Below are 21,563 nucleotides of genomic sequence, written 5' to 3'. Positions count from 1 at the left end.
TCTAACATCGTAATTAGAAACTTGTACTTAAGTATTCCGTAAAAGAAAGTACAAGGAGGTGATAACATGTCAAAACCATTAAAATCAGGTAATTCAGCGCCAAAAACAGGAGATTATAAAGTTCTTGGTCCGAGAGGTGGTACGATTAAAACTGGTGTTACTGTAAAGCAAGGTGATACGCTTCCACTAACCACAAAGAAAAACCAGTCATACAAAAAACAATAGTAAGGAGAGGGCTATGCCCTCTTTTCTTATACGAAGAAGAATAATTAATTTTAGTAAGGGTATTTTTTAAACTCATAATGGATCTCCAGAGTTAAACAGCTTTAAAATGTAGCACTAAACTTATATTAGAAGTAGCTAGACTACGATGTTTTTTCACTTTTGTTGAATCATTAAGTAAATGAAGTTCTCTGCAGATACCTCGATATGTTAGTACTAGTACTTTTGGCATAATTAGCTATCATAATTTGATTAAAAGCTTAGTTTTTTCACATAAGACTCAACTGATTTTTTTAACTGCATATTCTTTAATGTTGGTTCATCCATCACTATCAGTGCCATTCTTTGTGGGGTGAACGAGTTATAAAGACGCATTTCTTCTCTATTAGTGTCATTATCACATTCATAAGAAATATATTCTGTCTTTAATATTGAGCAATAGCTCTCAACACATCGTAGATTGTTTTCTATATCCTCAATAAATTTAAAAGCGAAATCAGGAAAACACTGCATTTTCATTTCTTCAATTTCACTCCATGTGGGTACACAAATTTCTTCACTTAGTTTTCCTGCTTTTTCCAGCCAATTTCGAAAGAATTTTTTGCAAAATTGGAGAACTATCTTCTCAAGAATCCAATTTAGTAAATCCTGATTAACTGAGTATGGCTTTTTCGATTGTTTTTTTGAAATTTGATTAGAGAAAAAAATAAGTTCTTTTCTAATCAATTCTGGAAATGAATATTTTCCATTGAATATGTCATTATAAAAAGTTTCTTTCCTTGAGATTGATTTTTTGAAAAATACATAAGCATATGCATAGGGACATATCATTGGAAATTCAGAAGACATACTTGACTTTTTCAGTTCTGCTAATTGCTCTATACAATCTACATGATCTAATAATATTCCATCTAACAAATCAAATTCAAATTTCTGAAAAGCATTGGAACAGACTTCCTCAAAAATATCATATTTTGAACTATATGAAATTTTCTCTTTATCTGTAGTATTGTTGCAACTTAAGTGATATATCGCTTCAGGTGCTCCATCAATCATGACAAATAAATTAGAATATTCAGGATGAGTGATCCAACTACAACATGATTGCGTCTGATCCTTGTTGTTCTCAATCCATTCTAAGAGTGACTTATCTAGTTTTTTCGGGCCTTTCCACATATTCCAACCTGCCGGTGGGAAGCTTGAAATACAAAATCCGCAAATACAATTAAAAGCAAAATCTAATTGCTTATTACTTAATATGAAAGGGATAGTTTTCAAACAAGAAGGACATTTCTTAATTAGAGGCAGCTTGTGAAATACACATGTATGTAGAGGTTTAAATTGATGAAACCATGAATGATACCCTTCTTTGATGCATTTATCACACCAATGTACATCTTTATGAAACCAAATGGCGTTAGGGACGGATATTTGAGAGAATGTGATGGTCAAGCAATGAACAAGATCACTATTTGATTCTTTGAAATTGCATCCTAGAGCCTTATAAAGAGAACTACTATCAAAACCATGCAACTCGAATAATTCTCTTCTAAAATCTCCAGGATTCTTGATTGCTTTTACTTCGTCAGTTCCAAGAGTACGCAATATATCATTTCGATCAACATAATTTGCGAAAGCAAATTTTTCAAAAACTGACCACGGTGATTCATATTGAAATATCCATTCTTTTCTCCATATAAAGTTGATTTTTTTGTCCATTATAATTTCACCTTAATGTAATTTATTTATAAACTTCATTAAGCTTTATTGCCGCCATCAACTTAATTTAACCATGGAAATGCCTTGGATAACAGTATATGTTTATTGGAAAATGAAATGTTCCTACCCTTGCATGTGCAGCCTTGAAAACTTCCCGACCATTGTCCAACCAGACTCAACTTCTGAAGAGTAGCGTTGGACACCAGAAGACGTGAACGTAGTCTTGAACAAAAGCTCTAATGTAACCGGCTTACGCAGGCAATAATCCAGTATACGATGACTGTTACTTCTAGAGTTAGCCTAATTCAATTGTAAGCCCAACTACTCTACTTGCAGACAACAGCCTCTTTCATTATTTCTTCACTATGCAAATGTCTTGTCTTTTTTACTGGTACACGCATAAAATCTCCTCCGCTCAACGAGATTAAGTCCATTATAACTGATGTCTTTTTTCTCTTGTCTACTAAGAGGAGATAATACTCACTGGGCTATTTTACTGACATCATTTCTGCAGAACCTTTTCATACATTCCAATTTTATGTTTAAAGGACTCTTCTCCCCCTTCTAGATAATTGATAATGTGCTTAGTGACAACATCATTGTCAGGGTATCCCTTTTTCTCAATCCATCCATTTTTACTATCAGAGTCTAATATGACAACTTGTTCAGCATCTGCATTAGTTACAATTGTAGAACTATGTGTCACAATTATAATTTGGCGATTATTTTTAATTTGTTTAAGACTATTCACTAAATTTTTATAAATATATTGATTATCTAAATTATCCTCGGGCTGATCAATAATCAAAGGTGTATTATCGTTAAAATGTTTTCCATATTCAAAAATGAAAGTTAGAATAGCCACAACCTTCTGACCTAAAGATATCTCATTAATATCCTTCATTATCGGGGCAATGGTTGTTACGATTTCTTTAGAACTGGTATTGAACATAATTGAAAAATCATCAATAACTTCAAAGTAGAGTTGAAAACACTTTATTAGTCTTTCTCTGTCAGATAACAACTTATTACGTATTGTTCGATATATATCTGTTATATCCTTAAGCTCTACATGTTTTCGATTTTGATCAACATCAGAAAAAGTAAGTTTTCTATCAACTTGGTAAGATAGTACTGAAACCTGTCTTTCAATTTCTTTAAACTTATTTTGGAAGAGCAGTGTTAAAAATTTCATGAAGTCCATTGTATTACATACATCCACTATGAAACGTTCTATTCCACCCCATGTTATTCTATATCCTGAGAGAAACTGACGATTATTGAAATCGCCGACTAATATGTCTATATATTTTAATGAATTATTGAGTTTTGGAGAGTAAATAATACTAAAATGGTTTTTATGAATGGAGTTGAATTCCTTTAAGCTGGCTTCAATATTATCTTTCCGTGCATCCATACTCTTATCAATCAAAGGCAGCTCTGCTTCTAAAAATGTTCTCATTCTTGGTTTGGATAACTTTTCGAATGTTTTTAGAAACGTATCTCTCTCTTTAAACGGAAGGCCATTGAACACAACTTCTTTAATAAATTCACCAATCTTCCCTTTGTTAATTTGCTCAATAATATTATTGATTGAATAGCTTTTTCTATAAACGCCATTTAAAATTTCTTTTTTTTCTTCAACATCATCAATAATTTTGAAATTGACTGATTCACCTATCTTATTTACTCGGTATAACTCAATCCAATGATGGCTTAAAACAATTGTTTCACTATTTACTTCTTCAACGATAGCTTCTTCTTCGAACGGTCTATAATCACTATAAATATGATCCTTTTTTAATTGCGGTATAAACTTCAAGAGATACTCTTTCTCTAAATATACAAAATGAATGATAATAAGATTATTTCTACTTATAAATTTTAAAACCGATTTCGAATTAGCCTCAAGTGTAAAGACTACCTCAAGAACATTGAGGATCGTACTTTTCCCAGTTCCTCTTCCACCTATAATACAATTGAGATCGCTAGAAAAATTAATAACAAAAGGTTCGTCTCCGTTTTTTTTCTTTAAGTATCCATGTTTACCTGGATCAATTAACAAACCCTTTATAAATTTATTGGTACTCGTTGGTTTATCTATGAAAACAGAGAGTTTATGATTTATAAAAGCTTTCTTTAATGATCCGAAACTGGCTATGCTCATTTTTATCCACGTATTTTTTTTACCAATTTCGTTTATTTGATGAGAATCCCCTTCATATATAAAACAAAATTTATCTAATTGTTTTGCAACCCCATATGAGCTTATTATCCTTAATTGATTTTCTTTGTCACTTGAAGTTAGTCCTATAACGTTTAGAGCAATGTGATTAAACAAAGTTTTTTTATATAAACTTGTTGTATTCCTTAAGTTACTAGAGTTAATATGTGCTATGTAACTTATGCCTCCGATTTTTTCAATCTTATCAATCATCGAAAGACTTGTTTCGTAGGTTCCTGATTCTTTGGAAGGGATGTGCTCCTCAATTAATTTTTCTACCTTTTTAAACATACATTCCTCAAAAATTCCAACTAAATGAATTTGCTCTGAACATGATATTTCTATTCCTAACAAAAGTTTAATTGGGCTTTTGGCTTCATTAGAGTACTTAATTTTTCTCCTGAAATATTCATTTAAAGCAAAGAGTAATTTTTTATAACCTTCAATAGTATTGTGATCTGTAATTACAGCTACTTCAATATCATTCTCATAAAGTGTATAAGCAATTAATTGATACGAAAGATATTCTTTGAAACTACTAAATGGAGTTTTCCGTATACTGTGGTGATATTCAGCCCCTTCATATTTACCTGACGTTAGTTCAGTCATCATAAAATCCCTAAGCTCTTGAGAAAACATACCATGCTCATATGCAATTTCAACAATTTCTTTCTCAGTTAGTTGTTTATACGATCTATTAGCTACTAGCCTGTAGTCGTGTGAAGCAGGCGTGTGAATGTGAAATTCACATTTCTTTAAATCACCGTAATTTTGTCGAGACTCTGTCAGCATATGATAAGCTTTTTGTAATGCAATTGTCATAATACACCACCCAGTTGATCAAATAGTTTTATTTTTTAAAAAATAAATATAGGATAATCTAGTATTTCTATAAACCAGAAATTTCAATAGTTAGAACTACATAACTTTCAAGTAAAAAGGTTAGAATTTAATATCATTAGCAAGTAAGCTATTTGCAGTCGCCTAATGGCGCTTTTTGTAATAGGCAGGATATATTGAGTTAAAGATTTCTTTACATTAACAGCGCAATATATGCTTTCTCATCTCTTCCTGTTGAAGTTTTCTGCTAAAGTGATTAAATTTCTCACTTTTACTGAAATTCGAATTGACTTTCTTCTGCACTTCCGAATATATGATTTTTTAATCGCTGTCTATTTCCTTCATCACTAAAAAAAATAAAGGCAGCTATTGTTTTATGCCAGCCTCTTTTATTTCTTACCGCACTTGGCATTTCCAAGAATCTTCCTATTTGATCAAGATCAATATCATAAAATGTTTCTAGATCTGGGTCGTGTACTACAAGTTTAATCTCATTTCTAGCCTCTGCGGCTTTGAGATAGTGCGTTATTGCTACTGCATGTTTAAGTGGTTTATTTTCTTCACGAGAGATATCACCATCAATAATGACAATAACTTCTTTCTTTATTTTTAGAAATAATTCTACAAAAAAGGGAATGAAGGCCTTACCATTGGGGTTAAAAATCTCGATTGTATTATCAAAATCGTTCTTCAATGATGCTAATGCAGTTATATCAGAGTCGCCTTCGACAATAATCACTTGCTTATAGAATAAGCACCTATAAAATTCTTCACTTTTTAAATTTTGCTCAATAAAACTATCGAATGCTTGGCAATGATTTAGTAAATTCAATTTGTATTGAATTGAAGAATCGATTTGAATATTCGGGTCTTCTATCCTTATATTCTCAATTCTATTGGAAGTCATTCTATATAACTCTATCACTTCATCTTCTAAAACATTGAATTTTGTGTGATTACTAAAGAAAATTATATCTTCTAGATCAACCCTTAGAATATTGAGTAATCGAGAATTATGAGTTGCTACCCTTACAACAAAATTACATTCAAGCAAGACATCAAAAAATTCGGCAATCACTTTTAAAAATTCTTCGTCCAAGAAATTTTCTGGTTCATCGAAATAAATAATTCTTACATTATTCAAATTATAACTAGTGAATATTGACATCATATTAAAGAGCTTTTCTTGACCCTTGGACTTCTTCTTGAATAGGTCTAATTTTCTAATAATATCATCACAAAAGAAAATCACCTTTAGGACTCTGTCAAATATATTTTCCTGCTCTGTCTCTCTGCCCGACTGTCCGCGAGAACCCTCATCCAAGTAGTTGTAAGACATATTTTGAAAATTCACAGAAACCTTATTCATATGTTTCGGAATAATTGGCATACCATCCTCTGTAATTAGCAATGACCTTTGTCCTTGTTCTTTTAATGCCTCGTTCAGTGCATAAGTTTTACCAGAGCCATTCATTCCCACTAAAAATCTTATTGGTTTTGAAAAATCATTTATTGGGTTCATTTTTATACTCCATTTGTATCGCATAGCAATACTTTTGGTAAAGTAACTTTAAATCAACTGGCTCCTCTAGAGTACCACCCTGTCGAATACTTAATAATCGCTTAACATCATCTGCACTGGTGTTAAACCTCTCCAATTTAATACCTGTTAACTGTTCAATTTTTAGGATGAAATCTTTTAAATCGTCTTTATGTTTTGGTTCAATAAATGTAAGACTTATATCTATGGCTCTATTAAAAGCTCTCTCTCTAATTAGATTAGCTAATAAGTATTCTGGAGATAATTTTTTATCCCAATTCCAATCGACCTCTAACTGCATCGAAGACATAGCTTCGCTAATAATCCCTTTTTTATCCTCTGGCACAAAGTTAAAGGGATCAATTTTCCCTTTTACTAATGTAGGTAATTTATTGTATTCTGCTTCCCAAAAAACAATTTTGTCCCCGAGAACATCTACTAAATAAGAATTCTCAATATTACTTTTATCTATCATTTGTAAATCATAAAAATAATAATATTCTTTAAGTATATTTAAAACTTCAGGTTTAAAACATATAAACCCTTCAATTGTATCACCGTTATAATGACTAGAGTTATGCATTCGAGGCTTTAAATCTTTCAAGTCAAGCACTTGTATATTCCGGCTATTTCGTTTGCTATTACCTTTATACAACGGGACCTTGATACTCCCTAAAATAGAAACTGAACTTTCCCCTCTATCAATTTTAATATAAGCATCGGAGGATCTATATATATCAGATTTAGTTTTTTTTATGTGACCGTTATGAGTTCGGTATTCAAATTCAGCTACCAACTCAAACTTCGGATATATATTGCTCTTCGGGTCATTGATATAATCATTAAAGATCTTCTTTAGAATTAATAATTTTTGATAATTTGTGGACTTTAATACAGGTAGACCCTGCACATTTGAATATTCATCGTTATAAAATGCACTTACATGATTCGAATTAGTATACTCGTACTCATTAATTTCTTCTGATGTAAGCAATGGATTCAACTGATATAAATTTCTTGATTTATATTTTCTATTAGTTATAACATTATGAATGAAAGCACCATTATTCATTGTATTATCGTAGTTTGTTGGCTCTTCCAAATGAAACTCTAAGTTGTTTTTTAACCAAGTACCATCTATCTCTACAGACTGGTGCTTTAAAACCAACTTTAGATAAAAATCTTCTCCTTGATCAGCTGTATAATTGCCTTCTTCAATAATCGCTGGTATATAATCATCATCTTCAAAACTTTTAAAAATCGATGCAATTTCTTGACTTAATTCCGAAATGGTACTTGTTCTTTTTATTTGATCTAGATATTTCATATGTTGATCACCGCCTAAAAAATGATGGGATTTAAGCTTCTTAATTATTTAGATTGTCCGAACAGATATCACGACACAATTAATCCCTCAAACGACTACCTAGCAAATTTTATAATATATATCTAAACAAAAAAAGTCTTGAGTATCGAATTCAATTACCACAACATTTTTTATATTTTTTCCCACTACCACAAGGGCATATATTATTGCGTCCAATTTTTTTAGCCCCAGTTTGTTTTTTAAAAGAAGCAATTCTTGATTCAGCATATTCGACTGACTTTTTTTGAATCTCTTCCTTCCTTGCATCTGGTATGTCATCTTTAGTTAGATAAGAAAAGTCAACGTCAATCAATACACTATCTCTTGAATAAGTCAGATATAGACCTAATCTTTCACTATCGTTTGATCTAAGTAATGTAGCCAGTATATAGTCATTGACATACTCATTTGAAAAAGAAGTAATGCCTTCTTGATTACAAGCAATGGTTATCTTCACTTCTCCGAATAAGCTCAATGGCATTAATCTTCCAGTTTCACTTTGCCTTCTTAAAACAGTTTTAAGTTGTGCTTCTATCTGTTCTCTTGTTACACCGTCCATATCTAGGATAGAACTCACAACTTTACATCTTCCTTTTTTAGTTTGATGATCCAACATTTTAATAATATCTTCAATCATGGCTGGGATATTTTGTTTGGGTTTATCAGGTTCTTCTTCATCAAATATTAATTTCACAAAGTAGTTATCCAATTCTTCACGATACCCTTGCCATAAAACTCGATGTCCACCATTTTCAATTGCTCTAGTAACATAGTGATTATGCTTTATATACATACCCAAATGATCTAGTTCATCAAATAATTCAATTTCTTCAGACTGAGCAGCCTTATATCTTTGTTCAATAAAGTGTGTAAACTTACTTGGAGAGTCAAAGTAGTCTAAACAAACCCTTAAGTCATCAACTGAGATACTCCAGACTGGAGTTAAGTTAAGTTCAACCCCAAGTGAAGTAAGTTTTGTTGCTCTTGCGGCAAAAGAATTAAAATTATCTATCGTAATACCGCATATGGTAACTTGTCTAAAATCCGAATTCCTTAGATTTCGTATTGGATTATGTTGTTCATCATAAATTGTAACTGTCTCTGCACTAAATAAATAATCGATAAATCGTTTAGCTTGATCTCGCGGGCTTTTAATAAGAGTTTTTATAGACTGAATGTAAGCAGGAAAATCGGTACTAGGTGGTGTATAAGTAAAAGACCCGGCTTTAACTTCAATGACTATAAGATGGTCGTCAAAAATGATAATTCCATCGTTTTCGCACCACTCCTTCTTTCCTGACTTTCCTGTACTGCTAGGATAATAAATGGATTGAAAGACTTCAGCCCCACTTAACAAATTACAAAATAATCTGAAGGGGAGTTCTTCAGAAACTTCCTTCTGCTTTGTGTTCCATTCTTGCTTATATTCTGGTTTTAAGCGAATTATTAGTCTTTGAATAACTCTGTACAAATTATCAAATAAACTATACAGATCAAAGCAGTAGAAATTTTTATCAATACTAATAAATGGCCTAACTTCAATAGGTAATCTTCTTAGTGGCCAACCAGCATACTCTCCAGCTGCGAAAAAGTCCTTATCTTCTCCAGGCTCCCACGCTAATTCCCTTAACAAAGAATCAGGTAATCCTGTTATTTTTCTAACATCAAACAGATCATAACCAAATAACCTATTGGTTACAGATTCCTTTAATTCTCCTAAGCCTTTTTCATTTATTACCTCATTCATTGCATCTCTGGGATCACTAAATAAATGTTCTGTCACTAATTTTTTCTCGACAGCTTCTAATGTCTGTTCTCTTAACTCCTCCATATCTGTCATAAGTTGATTAATTCCTTGCATTAAAGAAAATTGCAACTTTCTAATTCCATCCAAAAAATCCTCAATACCGATATTAAACAATTCAATAAATATTTCATTGTGTGGAGTTAACAAATCACGTAAATGATCGATTTCATGAACAGCATACCTATCGCCTCTGACAGTAGTTCTTAATTCCTGAGCTTGTACATACAACATATCATACTCTGGGTCATATTCGGGATCATTTTCCTTTAAATATGCACTGTGAGTCATATGGAATTGATGAAGACTACTGTAAAGCTCTGATACCTTATTTGATAACTCAGATATTAAATTGTTTTGTGATTCATCTCTGTTTTCAAGAGGGGGAGTTGAAACAATAATACTTTGTATATAATCAATCATTCTTACGGCAACAGTATCATCGAAATCAAAATGAAATTCAGAAGATTTATCAAGCATTGAAAATAACATTCCATAATAACCCTGAACCAATAATTGAAGAGGATCACATCTTACAACTAAACTACGAATGATATTTACCAGTTCATTAATTTTTTTGTAGATTTCTGGATAATCACCTGCAAGCTTAGCCATAACTCGTTCGTGATCTTCTTCACTCATGTTATTCCTCATAACAACTCTATTTCCGAATTGTGCCATTTCGAATGGGCCAAATGAAGTATATTGATCAGGCTTATGACTACGCTTCTTTTTAAACGATTTCCCCACAAACTATCACTCTCCCTTTTCAGCATTCTAACTCCTTCTATTATACAAAAATAGGAAGTATCATAAACAAATTCGATGTGATAAGGTACGAACAATTCATTCTTTAAAAAGCACATCACACACCAGGATTAGAAGTGATTTTATATAGCCAAGCCAATCTTTTCTCTCAAAAAAAATTCAAGAGAATATGTAAAAATTATTCCATGTCACTCCCTCTCACAGAGAGCCACCTTCTATTTTCTTAACTTCAGTATTGATTTTTTTAATTCACTTATTCATCACTTTTTTCACATACTTCTCTGCCTTGTAATCCTTACGAACTTCATGCAGCGTAGTTGAATTTGTCTCTGACCAGGATTCAAGTATCTTTCTGGGTTCAGCTTCAATTATCTTACGTGCTTCAAGGGTATCACCGGCTCTGAAGGCCTCAATAATGTTAGATAAGTCGGTTCGATCAATCAATTTCACATAATTGATACCGGCCAGCGTTTCACATGAATCTGTGAATCTGGTTGTTGCAATGACAACTGCTTTTTTGGCCTTATAGTATCTCATACAAGAGAAGACTTCTTGAACAGCACTGATGCCTACCGGATTTTCTACAGCGTATCTTTTGGCTTGTATGACATTTCTAACTCCATCCGGATCAGTAAAAACTACGTCAGCCCCAAAGTCACGACTACCCACAGTCTTATATACACCGGAATAGCCTAGCTCGATTAATAATCTGTATAGATACATTTCAAAACCTGAGCCGTCATTCATTCTATCAATATCAGCTAATGTGATATTTCTTAGATCGTAGTTCTCCTTTTCAAATACAACGATAGTCTTTTGTTTTCTCGACAAGATGAGAATTAATATAGGAAACACAACAATTACACCAATAACCAGCAGAAAAATAATATAGTCCATGAGGTCTATCCTCCTTCTAATTTCTAGTACAACAATACCATATATTTCAAAGTTAAAGATAGAATTTGTGATCGTAGTATTATGAAAATCAAGATTTTAAACTCATTCAACAAGCCGTAATATCCAAGTTTTGAAGCGGATGACCCGGTACTTTTGTGAGCTTTAGGGGTCTCCAGATTCGGCTACTATCAATATCTTCAAGCAGCAGATGGTACGCTTAAAGCAGGTTCAGCGCGATGAAGAAGTCTTTAAATGTGCGAAAAAAATCTTTCATCGTCAGGTTTTAAGAAAGGTTCACGTGCTTTGGGCTGTCAGATCTGGAGCCCCATGGCGTGATTTACCTGAACATTATGGTTCATGGAAAACCGTGTATACGCGTTTCAGACGTTGGCAGATTTCCGGAATTTGGGATGAAATATTGAAACATGTTTCCACCACACTTGACTTTGAAAACATCATGATCGATGCAACGATCGTTCGCGTCCACCAACATGGAGCGGGCGCAAAAGGGGGCAGCAATTTCAGGCGATCGAGCGATCCCTAGGCGGAATAACGACAAAAATACATGCCATTGTCGACGGTCTTGGTAACCCGCTTCGTTACGAGTTAACTAGCAGTAACCGTCATGCTTGAGTAACAGGGTATGAAATGCTTCAGTCGATGGAACTTCAAGGGATGAACGTCATTGCTGACCGAGGATACGACATGAATAACATCCTGAAACTCCTTGACGAGAAGCAAGCTAAATGCGGTCGTTTCAAGTCGAAAACATCGCAAAACGAGCGTAAGTGCGATTGGTGGTTGTACAAGGAACGCCATCTCGTGGAATGTTTGTTTAACAAATTGAAGCACGATCGCAGGCTGGCTACACGATATGATAAGTTATCCTGCACGTTTGGAGCCTTTTAACGCTGGCTTCTATTTTGCTAATGGTTAAATTAGGTTTGAAGACACGCTCTAATCTAAAAAATCACTTATTACTTTACGGTTAGTTATAACAACTAGGTAATAATCAGGTTGATGCTTAAATACTATTCAAAGCCAGAATTCAGAATAACAAAAGAACGTTTTCCGGTAAAAATACCGGAAAACGTATTTTCAGAAACTTCATTTTTACTATGTTCCAATAACAATGGCGATTTGCATAGGTCACAGACAATGTCCTTAGTATCAAATGGTAACGTTCCTATTACACAAAAATTTAAATTAATCATTTTCTTTTAATGAAAGAACTCCTAAAATAAGCCCAATAATAGTCGTCGAATATAAGAAATAATCGATATACTTTGAATCATTCATGCCGAGTAATTTTAGTGTTAAGCCAAATGATCCAAATATAATAATAAGGGAGATCAACACTTTCTTTTTATTTCGTTGTAAAAATTCAATTGATTTAAGGTGAAGATTTGATTGATTTGGTTCAGACTTGTAACGATTTATTTCATCTACATATTTTAAAAGCTTAGTAAATTCATCTTTATGGATATGTCTTTCATTAATCTTGCTCTCATATATGTTATTTAACATTTTGTAAAATTTTAATATTGATACTTTGCTATGAGTTACATCACGTAACTTATTTGATGAGATATCAGCAAGTTTAGTAATATTAGAACTTATTTCATCGTTTTCAAATACGTATACAGAATTTGCATGAACAAACATCTTATGCAGATATCTTTTAAATAGCAAAGTTAATTCAGTTAAGTGAAAAGATCCAGTTTTACTCTTCTCAATTTCTAAAATCAGTAACTCTATTAGTACGAAAAGTTGATTATTAAACTTCCCAACCTTTGAGATTGGATTGTAACTATCAGACCAAACTACTCCAATTATTGATAACAACCAACCGCCAATAATAGTTAAGGACCAATAGCTCATCTTGTCCATTTTTATGAATATGTTTAAGTATAGTGATCGAAATAGCATAAAAACCATTAATAGACTAAACAAAAACATTAGTATAACTGATAACCTTTTAAGAATAGTCCTTCTACGCAAACTCTTTGATAAATTTTTGTCTCTTGTCAAAATATCTAAAAACTCTGATCTTTTCATAATAGACGACTCCTTCGAACAAGATACCTATGTCACTGTTGTAAAAGCTATTTAATTTGATTTAAAGAAAATGGAGAGCGTTGCGCCCCCCATAGAAATTGAATTTAATGAATTTCCTGCCTCAGCAAAAATAGCTTCAGCGCGTTAGTGAGACATACATGCCCAGTGACTCTGGGAACATGCTAAAAGCATTTAATATCAATACTTCTGGCATCGCTATTAAGCTGTAGTTTCAGTCTATGACTTCCTGTAGGTCATTGTCTTATATCTGAAGGGACTTCTGAATGATAAATGTTACACTGACAATCTCTTTGACCCAACCCTACGAAAAAAAGCTAATATTTAATATAACCTTTAAACCAATCAATATTTTAGCCGTAGGCGGAAGGCCAGCTGTTCTTCAATGGAATCTAGGATTAGATCGTTATCTTCGTCAGGAGCACTCTCAACAATTCAATAAACTAAAGGTAGAAAGGCCCTCTTGTAATTTAATGACTCCTGTGACCATGTTCTTGTCCTTGGACATCTGTGAGAGGCCCATACAAATGCACAAGGGCCTACTCGATTAATTAATCCCTTAGAATACAATTAATATCTGCTTTGTAAACTTCATCATCAATGGTCGCTATATTCTTCCTTCAATTATGTCTATAACATGCATTGCGAACTCTTCGGATAAACGAATCTTGTCTGCACCAAACTGAAGTGCCCCAAGAGTTTTACCTCCAACATAAGTAACCGTTTTTTGTGCACCATATGTAGTTCGTATACTTGAGATTGTGTTCTCAAAAGATGTCCAATTCTCACTGTATTTAGGATACAGATTCTTAGCTTGGACCTCCCAGGACCATCTGCTTGAATCATCCCAGATGTACGGATCGCCAATTACTTCAAAATAACCTAAGAGCTTTGCTGTTCCTACACCATAGCAAATAATGATATCACCAATATTGATAGCGTTAGGCCTTTTAGCAAAGTGAAGTTGCTCGATTCCACTGGATAATTTCCTGTCTGTAGCGAAAGGTTCTTTAGAGTGACCAACTGGTTTAATGAAGTATGCTATACTTGAATTATTGACTGTTACTGTTGCTAGCGATCTGTGTTTAATAAGGTCACTTACCTTAACATCAATTTTAGGCTTTTTAGGAACCTCTTCGCTTTGTGTGTATCTGTCAATTCTAACAATAAGCTCTTCCAGAACTTTATATGTTAATGATTCGCTACTCACTTTGTTCAATTCTTCAATTATTTTCATTAAAGAATTAGTATCCTCTATTTCAAGACCCCATTCATGATTATGACTTAATCCTCTATCAGTGAAATTCGCTGAAGTGATAATACCCTTTACTGGTTTACCATTCTTACTTGCAATATAGATTTTCCCATGTAACTTATTATCGATGTGAATTCCAAAAACAATGGACCCTCTCACACAACATGTTGAGAACGAATGTAGGGAGTTTGCTTTCTTAATTAGGTCAGGATCATTATCTTTTAGAGTAGTGATAAGTACTAATCTTTTGATTTTAGCAGGAATGATAATTTCAGCAAAAATGTCATCAAAGTCTTCCATGAGAAATGGACTGATAATGTGAATTTCATCTGCGCCAACAGCAAGCTTTTTCAGCTCATTAAAATGGTTTGAATCTACATTGTTTATTATTCTCATTTATAGAAACCTTCCTTCGTTATCTATAAGTAAAGCTAAAAAACATTATTCTTATCTACTTGTCCCACTTATGTGTTGATGGACTCATGGTATCCTTCGTCTTCGGTGCTTCAAACAAGTGCAAAACGAGGCTTTCATGTCATCAGCGGGTTGAAAACCAACCGCATTTTCTATCCGAAAGGCATTCGGCAATCGCTAAAAGGCTTTGCTTCCTACATTTCGAAACGGGATACCTATTTGGTGACCATCGGCTCTTCCGCTTATCACGTATATCGCTATGAAGGGAGCCTAATCTCTTGGAGAATGCCGTGTTCTGCTGTGCTGGGAAGAAGGTCATGGCTTTGATCCCAAACGCATGAAGGCTTTTCTAAGCACCGATGTTTCACTAACAAATGAAGAAGTTCTACGTTACTACAGTAAGCGTTGGGCGATTGAAACGTACTTTCGAACGGCTAAAGTCCATCTGGCCATGGCTCGTTACCAAGTTCGATCGACTCAGACGATTGACCGTTATCTAGCCCTGCTCATGTTTGCTTCGATGTGCTGCATCTATAATGATCCTGGAGACTTGATCGATGTTTTACATCACTACCGCTCACTGAAAAAGCAGGACATTATTGCCTATATTTACTTCCAAGCTCAGGCTGGGGCCACACTAGCCCAGATCAAAACGCAGCTCAGAACTGCGTAGGGATACCGTAAGCTTTTTTCACTTCCAAATTATTGAAGTGATTATTGGCAAGTACAGTAATTATTTCGAAATTGCGTTAGAATCAATAGAGCATTTTAATTGAGGCTTCAATATCAAAAAATCCAAACCGTTAATCATTATCAATGTCGATACGGTGCTCCTCAATGATACGCATAGCTTCTCTTTCATATGTTTCTGATAACTTTCTAAGTGTAGTTGCAAAGCGCTGATAACCTACGTTTTCAACATCTTCAGCTTGTTTCCGGTACTTAGCGGCTAATTCTAGTTCAGGTTTAGCAGTTGGATCTACCCAATGTACGCCGCGAGAATTATATATTCCTGTGCTAAAACCACTTCTCATATCTTCTGCATCTCTTGAATTTAGTTTTTGAGCAACAGAATGATTAATCCATAATCCATCTGGATCAGCAGGAGCGTGAATAAGAACCTCCCCGATATTTAACAGTGCAACCTCCAGATGTCCTGTTACTGAACAAATCTCTTTAACCCTTTGAAGCCAAGTGACAAAAGATAACCCATCAAACATTCCGTCTTCTTGTGTACCTGGAACCGTGGTCCAATTAAGTAGCAAGTGCCATCCATTATCAGCAAGTGCTTTGGTTTGTTCATTTATTTCAGTTACTTCGTCACTTTTCTTAGATCGATAAACTAATCTAATTATTTCACAGAAAAACTCTGGATCACTAGAAAGAGATTTTTCAAGTAGCTTTGGCTTCAACTTATTATTTTGGCCTAAAATTTTCAAATAAGCCCATTCCACATTGAATAGATCTTTTTCTAACGTTTCAGTAGAATTTTGAAGGAATTTAATTAATTCAATAATATGATGCGTATTTAATAGATGAGATGGCTCAGATGAAGAGAGTGCCATTGTTAGTGCTTCCACACATTGAGTAGGGTTTAAATCTTTTTTCGTATGGAGCATCGCATTCATACAGTATATGGCAGCGAAGGGACGTCCGTACACTAATAATTTATCAATGGCTATTTCGATACTTTCATTTGCTTGAAATGGATTGAAATTTACTTTTTGCCAATAATCGCTTTCATAACTTTTCAACCATGTGTTTGCACGATCCCATGTCTCTTTGGTGAAAGGTAGAAATGTAAGCAAGTTACTGGTCTGATTAATACTCCAACTTGTCTTATCTAATGCATCTACCCATGACCAATCATTTATATACCGACGTCTCCAAATATATCCACCGATAAAATTTATATACTTATTATTAGTAGAATCTAAAAATTGGGGTAATAGGGCTAGATCAATATCTTCATATGCAATACTTCCTAAGGAACTTCCAACTGTCATGGGAGACTCTACTTCTTCAACAAATTGGATGACTGCCTTTAGTCCACCTGAATTTAAAATTTCATTTACTGCTTCTTGACGTCGTTTATCGAGCTTTGCACTTTGTTCTTTCCAATTGTCTTTCTCTTCATAAAGATCAAAATCATTCTCAATGAAAAGATGTTTATAAAGTATAGAAGGATGAGATGGAGTTAGCTTTTCAGTAATATCTTCAATACGTAAGAGCAAATTATCTTTCAATGCCCATTCTGCATCAGAGAAATAACGGTGCTTTTTCGAAAATTTAAAAAGCTTCTCCCATAGGGGATATTTCTCTCCTTCTGGAAGTTCTAGAATTGTTTTTGATGATAAAAGAAAAAGTAAGTTGTCAAATGCAGTTTGAGGTAGATCATCTAAGTGCTCGATAAGTAAACCTAACTTCGTAATATCCTTTTCTGCCATGACAACAAGCATTTCACCATAAAATGATATCTGTTCCCAGTACTCTTTCTGAGAGACTCCTTTTTTCCAATCTTCCGGAATTGTGTTCCTCCATACAGGCTTATAGGAACCTGTTGAAGATTGTTGCTGATTGGGTAGTAGCTCAACAAGAAGGTTCCAAGCAATCTCAGGGAATTCTCTATAAAGAGTTTGTACAGCAACTTTACGTTTCTCTATTGGTGCGATAGTTTGTGGGAGCCATGGCAAAAGAATGGTTACTAGTGAATTGGCTGGACGGTTTGCCCATTTGCCACCTGGATCATGGCTAGCTAGCTCTCCAAGAACAACACAGACTCGAACAAAATATTGTTCATCCCAAGCAATTCCTTCTAATGCCCATAACAAGCCGGTCAAATAGTTGCTTCCAGCGACTCCTTGACCTTCCTGTGAAAAAAGTTCATCAAACGCACAAGGGGAAGTGACCATTGCATTTTCAACTGCGTTCAAAAATTCTTCAGGAGCGGCTTCAGCTAAAGTTGGGAGTAAGCTATTCAGACTCCCCCATAATTCCCAACCTGCATTCTCAAAGATCTTACGAATAGCCAGATTTACAGTATTCTCAGCTTTATGAGACGAGCAATTCGTTAGAGCCCTTCCTCTGTTACCCAAGAGTGCCAGACTATCTGCCAGCCCCTTTCTTAATACTGCAGAATAGATACTTACTTTCCCATATACGCTGGCTGCAAAACGATCTTCAGGAGCAAGTTCAAAAGCTGGATTAATTTCTTTCAATATTAATACGGCAATATTCTTGAATGAATCTAGATCTCGATCCAAGATACGAGAACCGAGCATATCCCAAAAGAATACACGATTATTAATTTTCCAAACTCCATTATGGAGAAACAGCGGGGCATCCGCACCATCATTCTGCTGGAGCATTTCTCTAGCCAGTGATATCCAAACAGTGTAATCCTTCTTTACCATCGAAGTGACGATTTCAACATCCGCATCATTATTGTCATCCCAAGCACCAATTAAATTAACTAAAGCAATGGTACTTGCGTTTATATGGTGCTTCCAATCTACTTTTGATTGTTCTGGTTGAGCTATCAACTCAGTTGGAATATACGTAATATTGGGCTGTTTGAAGGTTTCTTTCAGATCATTGGGCAGTTTTGCCAAGGTGATTGTACCTGCATCCTTATTAAAAGAATGCACAATATCTACAACGCGCGACCAAATCAACTGAGGATTTTGTGGATTGTATTGTGAAATATGGGAATGTAATAAAGCTAAGATAACCCCTTCCTCTTCTCCAAGGTCATAGCCAACTAAATAAAAATGATTAAAAAAAGAATAAAGTTCTTCATCAGTTACATCTTGACCATTATTTGCTAGCTTTATATGGTATCTAAATACATTTAACTTCTCTTCACTTTTAGGAGGACTAAAATTAGCTCGTGTCACTTGTCTCTTAAATTCTTCAACATTTTTTGTGTGTCTTGCCTGACTTAGTAGCCACTGAACATTATAGAAGTCAGTTGCGTTTAGTGGACCAGTAATTAGGGCAATCACATCTTTTCCTCTATTAAAAACCTCAGTATTAGTAAAATCGTTCCAGGCTGCTCGAATGACTTCTGTGAACGTTTTATCCCCTTGAGTGATGCTGATCCTATGTTTGACCTGACCTAGTAATTTTCGTTTTTTCTTAGAATTGGGTTCTTCTATGAAGACGATTACATCATCAGTATTATATCCGTCAACTTTTCCTTGTAGTTTTATTTCAGTAATGGGCCAAGGAGGTAGACAAGGTGCAACTCCCCCAGTGAGCATTAAAATAACAAAAGATGCTTGAACATGAGCCTCAAAATGTCCACCCCCACCCCCCATAGAAAACGGATTGCTTAATTGTTTATCTTTCATATTATCTTCCCTCAGTAGTTGATATTTTCGGAATTTTCAACAAACCTTGCATTTAATAGTTTATATTCAACATTATTCACAAATCCCCTTCTCTGATGGAGTGCATATTGAGATTGGGGGCGAAGTCTTATTTGGGCAAAAGATTGGTGTTATAGTGGACCGGTTGATGGCGGAAGGACTGCTGGAATACTGCCTCAACGTCTATTGTGGTTAACCTCTGTCGTTATAGTGGAATGGGCATAATCATAACGAAAAGGTATGGAATCATGTTATACCACCTGAGGGGTGATGCTTCGATATTGCGTTGCGGGAGTATAGATGCTCTTTACTATTATGATACGGACCGATTTCCAGACGGTATGGCCGTGTATACGATGCTGGTCACTAATCCGTTCAACGAGAGGCGTTGTTTCGTCAGTTGCTGACCGTTACATCAACAAACAACCAAAGTAATAAACAAATGTGGGATTTGCTGCTTGACCATAGCTCCGAGGAGGAACAGCAGTAATTTTTACGATTATCGCAGAGAATATTTAAGCTGTGCAATACCGCCGTAATGATGAAAAAGGATTTGTTGGAGCTATTTGAACGGGAGATTGTATTTGGTCAGTTGTACTCGAGACTGGGCATCGACCATAAGGTTGTAGATTTTTGCTTCCGGAATATAGCGTATGTTAAGCAGCAAGTAAATGCTTCACCTACTGATGAAAAACAAGATGAATTAAAGCATTTATTTGCTCGGGGTATGATCATATACCGCGAAGAATGACGTAAACAAACCGGATTGTTGTAATACGCTACGTAATTTGCGTATTTCCAATGACCAAATTAATTGACTGCTTGAAGCTAGTCGGTGTCAGCTTATCTATTCGGGCTCCGAGCAATCGCAATCGTTTCACGTTCATTATAAGTTAGAGCATTGGGTATCTGAGTTAATCTTCTATTGCATGAATTTCGTTGAAATGAGAAAATACAAATGGAATTATCTCCATTGTTTTCCTTAACACAGAAAGGTAGGAATCGACTTTGGTCTCATCATACGCAATACGCCTCAATAAGCTATTTAAAATTACTAAACTAACAGCTCAAGACAAATATATTAAGCCAGGAAGTATTCTTATCGTTCTCTTTGGACCTGATAGAGGAAGAATTTATCAACATATCATTGATGAAAATGTTCAAGAAAACATTGGTAAAGTCAATATTCTTCGACCTGATATGATTGATGAAGACTATCTCTATCTGCTTCTTAGTTCCAATCGTTATGAGATTTCTTGGGACAGAAACAACCTGCTACAACGGACAAAAACAGTTGAATATCGCTTTCTACATTGTGAAAGTATAAGTCTACCAAACTTGTCGGTACAAAAGGAAATTGTTCAAGTATATCGAAAGGCTGACTCTATACTTGAAATGAGACGAAAGGCAGACAGCCTGTTGCAACAAACGTTTAATGCAATGTTTATCTCCTTTTTTGGAGATCCGTCTCAAAACCCCAAAGGATTCAAAACTGCTTCATTAAGAGATGTATTAACAATCAATCCTTCCAAAACAGGTATTGTAGTTTCTGATGACTTATCGGCTCCCTATGTTAAATTGGAAAACCTTATGGTAGAAGGTTATATATTATCCGAATATCGAAAGGTTGGAGAAATGCGTGAAAGCAGTTATAGCTATTTTGCAAATGGGGATGTTCTGTTCCCCACAATTTCTCCAAGCTTAGAAAATGGAAAAGGCTGCGTAGCTTCCGATCTAGAGCGTAATATTGGTTTTGGATCTAGAGAAATTGCAGTTCTTCGACCGATGTCAGGTGTTACTCACTCTTTCTGGATTCATCGATTGTTATCTCTTCCGAGCTCCCGTAAATATGCTGCACGGTTCATGACTGGCAGTACTGGACGCCAACGTATTTCTGTTTCATTTATAAAGTCATGGAAGGTACCCGTACCGCCGTTCGAAATTCAAAGGAAATTTGCTGATGTTATTCATTCTATGAATAAAATTCAGAAAAAACAATCCCACACTAAAGAGCAGTTGCTTCAATTATTTAATCATTCACAAAACATTTTTTTATAACTCTCTATTG

At 34.6% G+C, this 21,563-nt stretch carries 14 protein-coding genes; 5 read left to right on the top strand and 9 right to left on the bottom strand.

All coding sequences use genetic code 11. The features are described 5' to 3' along the window. The first annotated feature begins 66 nt into the window (after nucleotides 1-66). Nucleotides 67-225, top strand: coding sequence for a YjzC family protein (locus MKY87_RS02160; protein WP_340962718.1), 159 nt, complete (start codon nucleotides 67-69; stop codon nucleotides 223-225). 249 nt (nucleotides 226-474) lie between these two features. Here MKY87_RS02160 and MKY87_RS02155 read toward each other — a convergent pair whose 3' ends face one another. The 6 genes from MKY87_RS02155 to MKY87_RS02130 form a co-directional block, all read right to left on the bottom strand. Further along, nucleotides 475-1,941, bottom strand: a complete 1,467-nt coding sequence (locus MKY87_RS02155; RefSeq protein WP_340962717.1) for a hypothetical protein — start codon at nucleotides 1,939-1,941, stop codon at nucleotides 475-477. 502 nt (nucleotides 1,942-2,443) lie between these two features. Continuing rightward, a complete protein-coding gene (locus tag MKY87_RS02150) occupies nucleotides 2,444-4,987 on the bottom strand; it encodes a Spaf_1101 family AAA-like ATPase (protein WP_340962716.1) in 2,544 nt (847 codons plus the stop codon). Nucleotides 4,988-5,276: 289 nt separating this feature from the next. Further along, a complete protein-coding gene (locus tag MKY87_RS02145) occupies nucleotides 5,277-6,527 on the bottom strand; it encodes a TOPRIM nucleotidyl transferase/hydrolase domain-containing protein (protein WP_340962715.1) in 1,251 nt (416 codons plus the stop codon). Continuing rightward, nucleotides 6,511-7,872: a hypothetical protein gene (locus MKY87_RS02140; RefSeq protein WP_340962713.1), complete on the bottom strand. Its 1,362-nt coding sequence runs from the start codon at nucleotides 7,870-7,872 to the stop codon at nucleotides 6,511-6,513. Before MKY87_RS02140 ends, MKY87_RS02145 begins: the two co-directional genes overlap by 17 nt. Before the next feature lie 151 nt (nucleotides 7,873-8,023). After that, on the bottom strand, nucleotides 8,024-10,357 hold the full coding sequence (locus tag MKY87_RS02135) for an SEC-C metal-binding domain-containing protein (protein ID WP_340962711.1): 2,334 nt from the start codon (nucleotides 10,355-10,357) through the stop codon (nucleotides 8,024-8,026). Between the two features lie 375 nt (nucleotides 10,358-10,732). After that, the gene (locus MKY87_RS02130; protein WP_340962709.1) at nucleotides 10,733-11,380 is read right to left on the bottom strand and encodes a restriction endonuclease; all 648 of its coding nucleotides are present in this window, start codon (nucleotides 11,378-11,380) and stop codon (nucleotides 10,733-10,735) included. Between the two features lie 208 nt (nucleotides 11,381-11,588). Between MKY87_RS02130 and MKY87_RS02125 the strand changes: the two genes are divergently transcribed. Continuing rightward, on the top strand, nucleotides 11,589-11,924 hold the full coding sequence (locus MKY87_RS02125; RefSeq protein ID WP_340962708.1) for a transposase: 336 nt from the start codon (nucleotides 11,589-11,591) through the stop codon (nucleotides 11,922-11,924). A gap of 104 nt (nucleotides 11,925-12,028) precedes the next feature. Then, nucleotides 12,029-12,289 (top strand): transposase, encoded by a 261-nt coding sequence (locus MKY87_RS02120; RefSeq protein ID WP_340962707.1) that lies wholly within the window; start codon nucleotides 12,029-12,031, stop codon nucleotides 12,287-12,289. A gap of 297 nt (nucleotides 12,290-12,586) precedes the next feature. Here MKY87_RS02120 and MKY87_RS02115 read toward each other — a convergent pair whose 3' ends face one another. After that, the gene (locus MKY87_RS02115; protein ID WP_340962706.1) at nucleotides 12,587-13,438 is read right to left on the bottom strand and encodes a hypothetical protein; all 852 of its coding nucleotides are present in this window, start codon (nucleotides 13,436-13,438) and stop codon (nucleotides 12,587-12,589) included. Between the two features lie 625 nt (nucleotides 13,439-14,063). Then, complete coding sequence (locus MKY87_RS02110; protein ID WP_340962705.1) at nucleotides 14,064-15,107, bottom strand: phospholipase D family protein; 1,044 nt, start codon at nucleotides 15,105-15,107, stop codon at nucleotides 14,064-14,066. A gap of 355 nt (nucleotides 15,108-15,462) precedes the next feature. Here MKY87_RS02110 and MKY87_RS02105 point away from each other — a divergent pair, with 355 nt between their 5' ends. Further along, nucleotides 15,463-15,798 (top strand): transposase, encoded by a 336-nt coding sequence (locus MKY87_RS02105; protein WP_340962703.1) that lies wholly within the window; start codon nucleotides 15,463-15,465, stop codon nucleotides 15,796-15,798. 130 nt (nucleotides 15,799-15,928) lie between these two features. Here MKY87_RS02105 and MKY87_RS02100 read toward each other — a convergent pair whose 3' ends face one another. Then, a complete protein-coding gene (locus MKY87_RS02100) occupies nucleotides 15,929-19,477 on the bottom strand; it encodes a hypothetical protein (RefSeq protein WP_340962702.1) in 3,549 nt (1,182 codons plus the stop codon). Between the two features lie 1,026 nt (nucleotides 19,478-20,503). Between MKY87_RS02100 and MKY87_RS02095 the strand changes: the two genes are divergently transcribed. Further along, nucleotides 20,504-21,553 (top strand): restriction endonuclease subunit S, encoded by a 1,050-nt coding sequence (locus tag MKY87_RS02095; RefSeq protein WP_340962701.1) that lies wholly within the window; start codon nucleotides 20,504-20,506, stop codon nucleotides 21,551-21,553. The last annotated feature ends 10 nt before the right edge of the window (nucleotides 21,554-21,563 follow it).

Origin of the sequence: Paenibacillus sp. FSL R7-0198, from assembly GCF_038000415.1 — a bacterium.
Taxonomy (GTDB): Bacteria; Bacillota; Bacilli; order Paenibacillales; family Paenibacillaceae; genus Paenibacillus.
The sequence above is the reverse complement of the archived record's forward strand: the minus strand, read 5'-3'. Positions and strand labels throughout refer to the sequence as shown.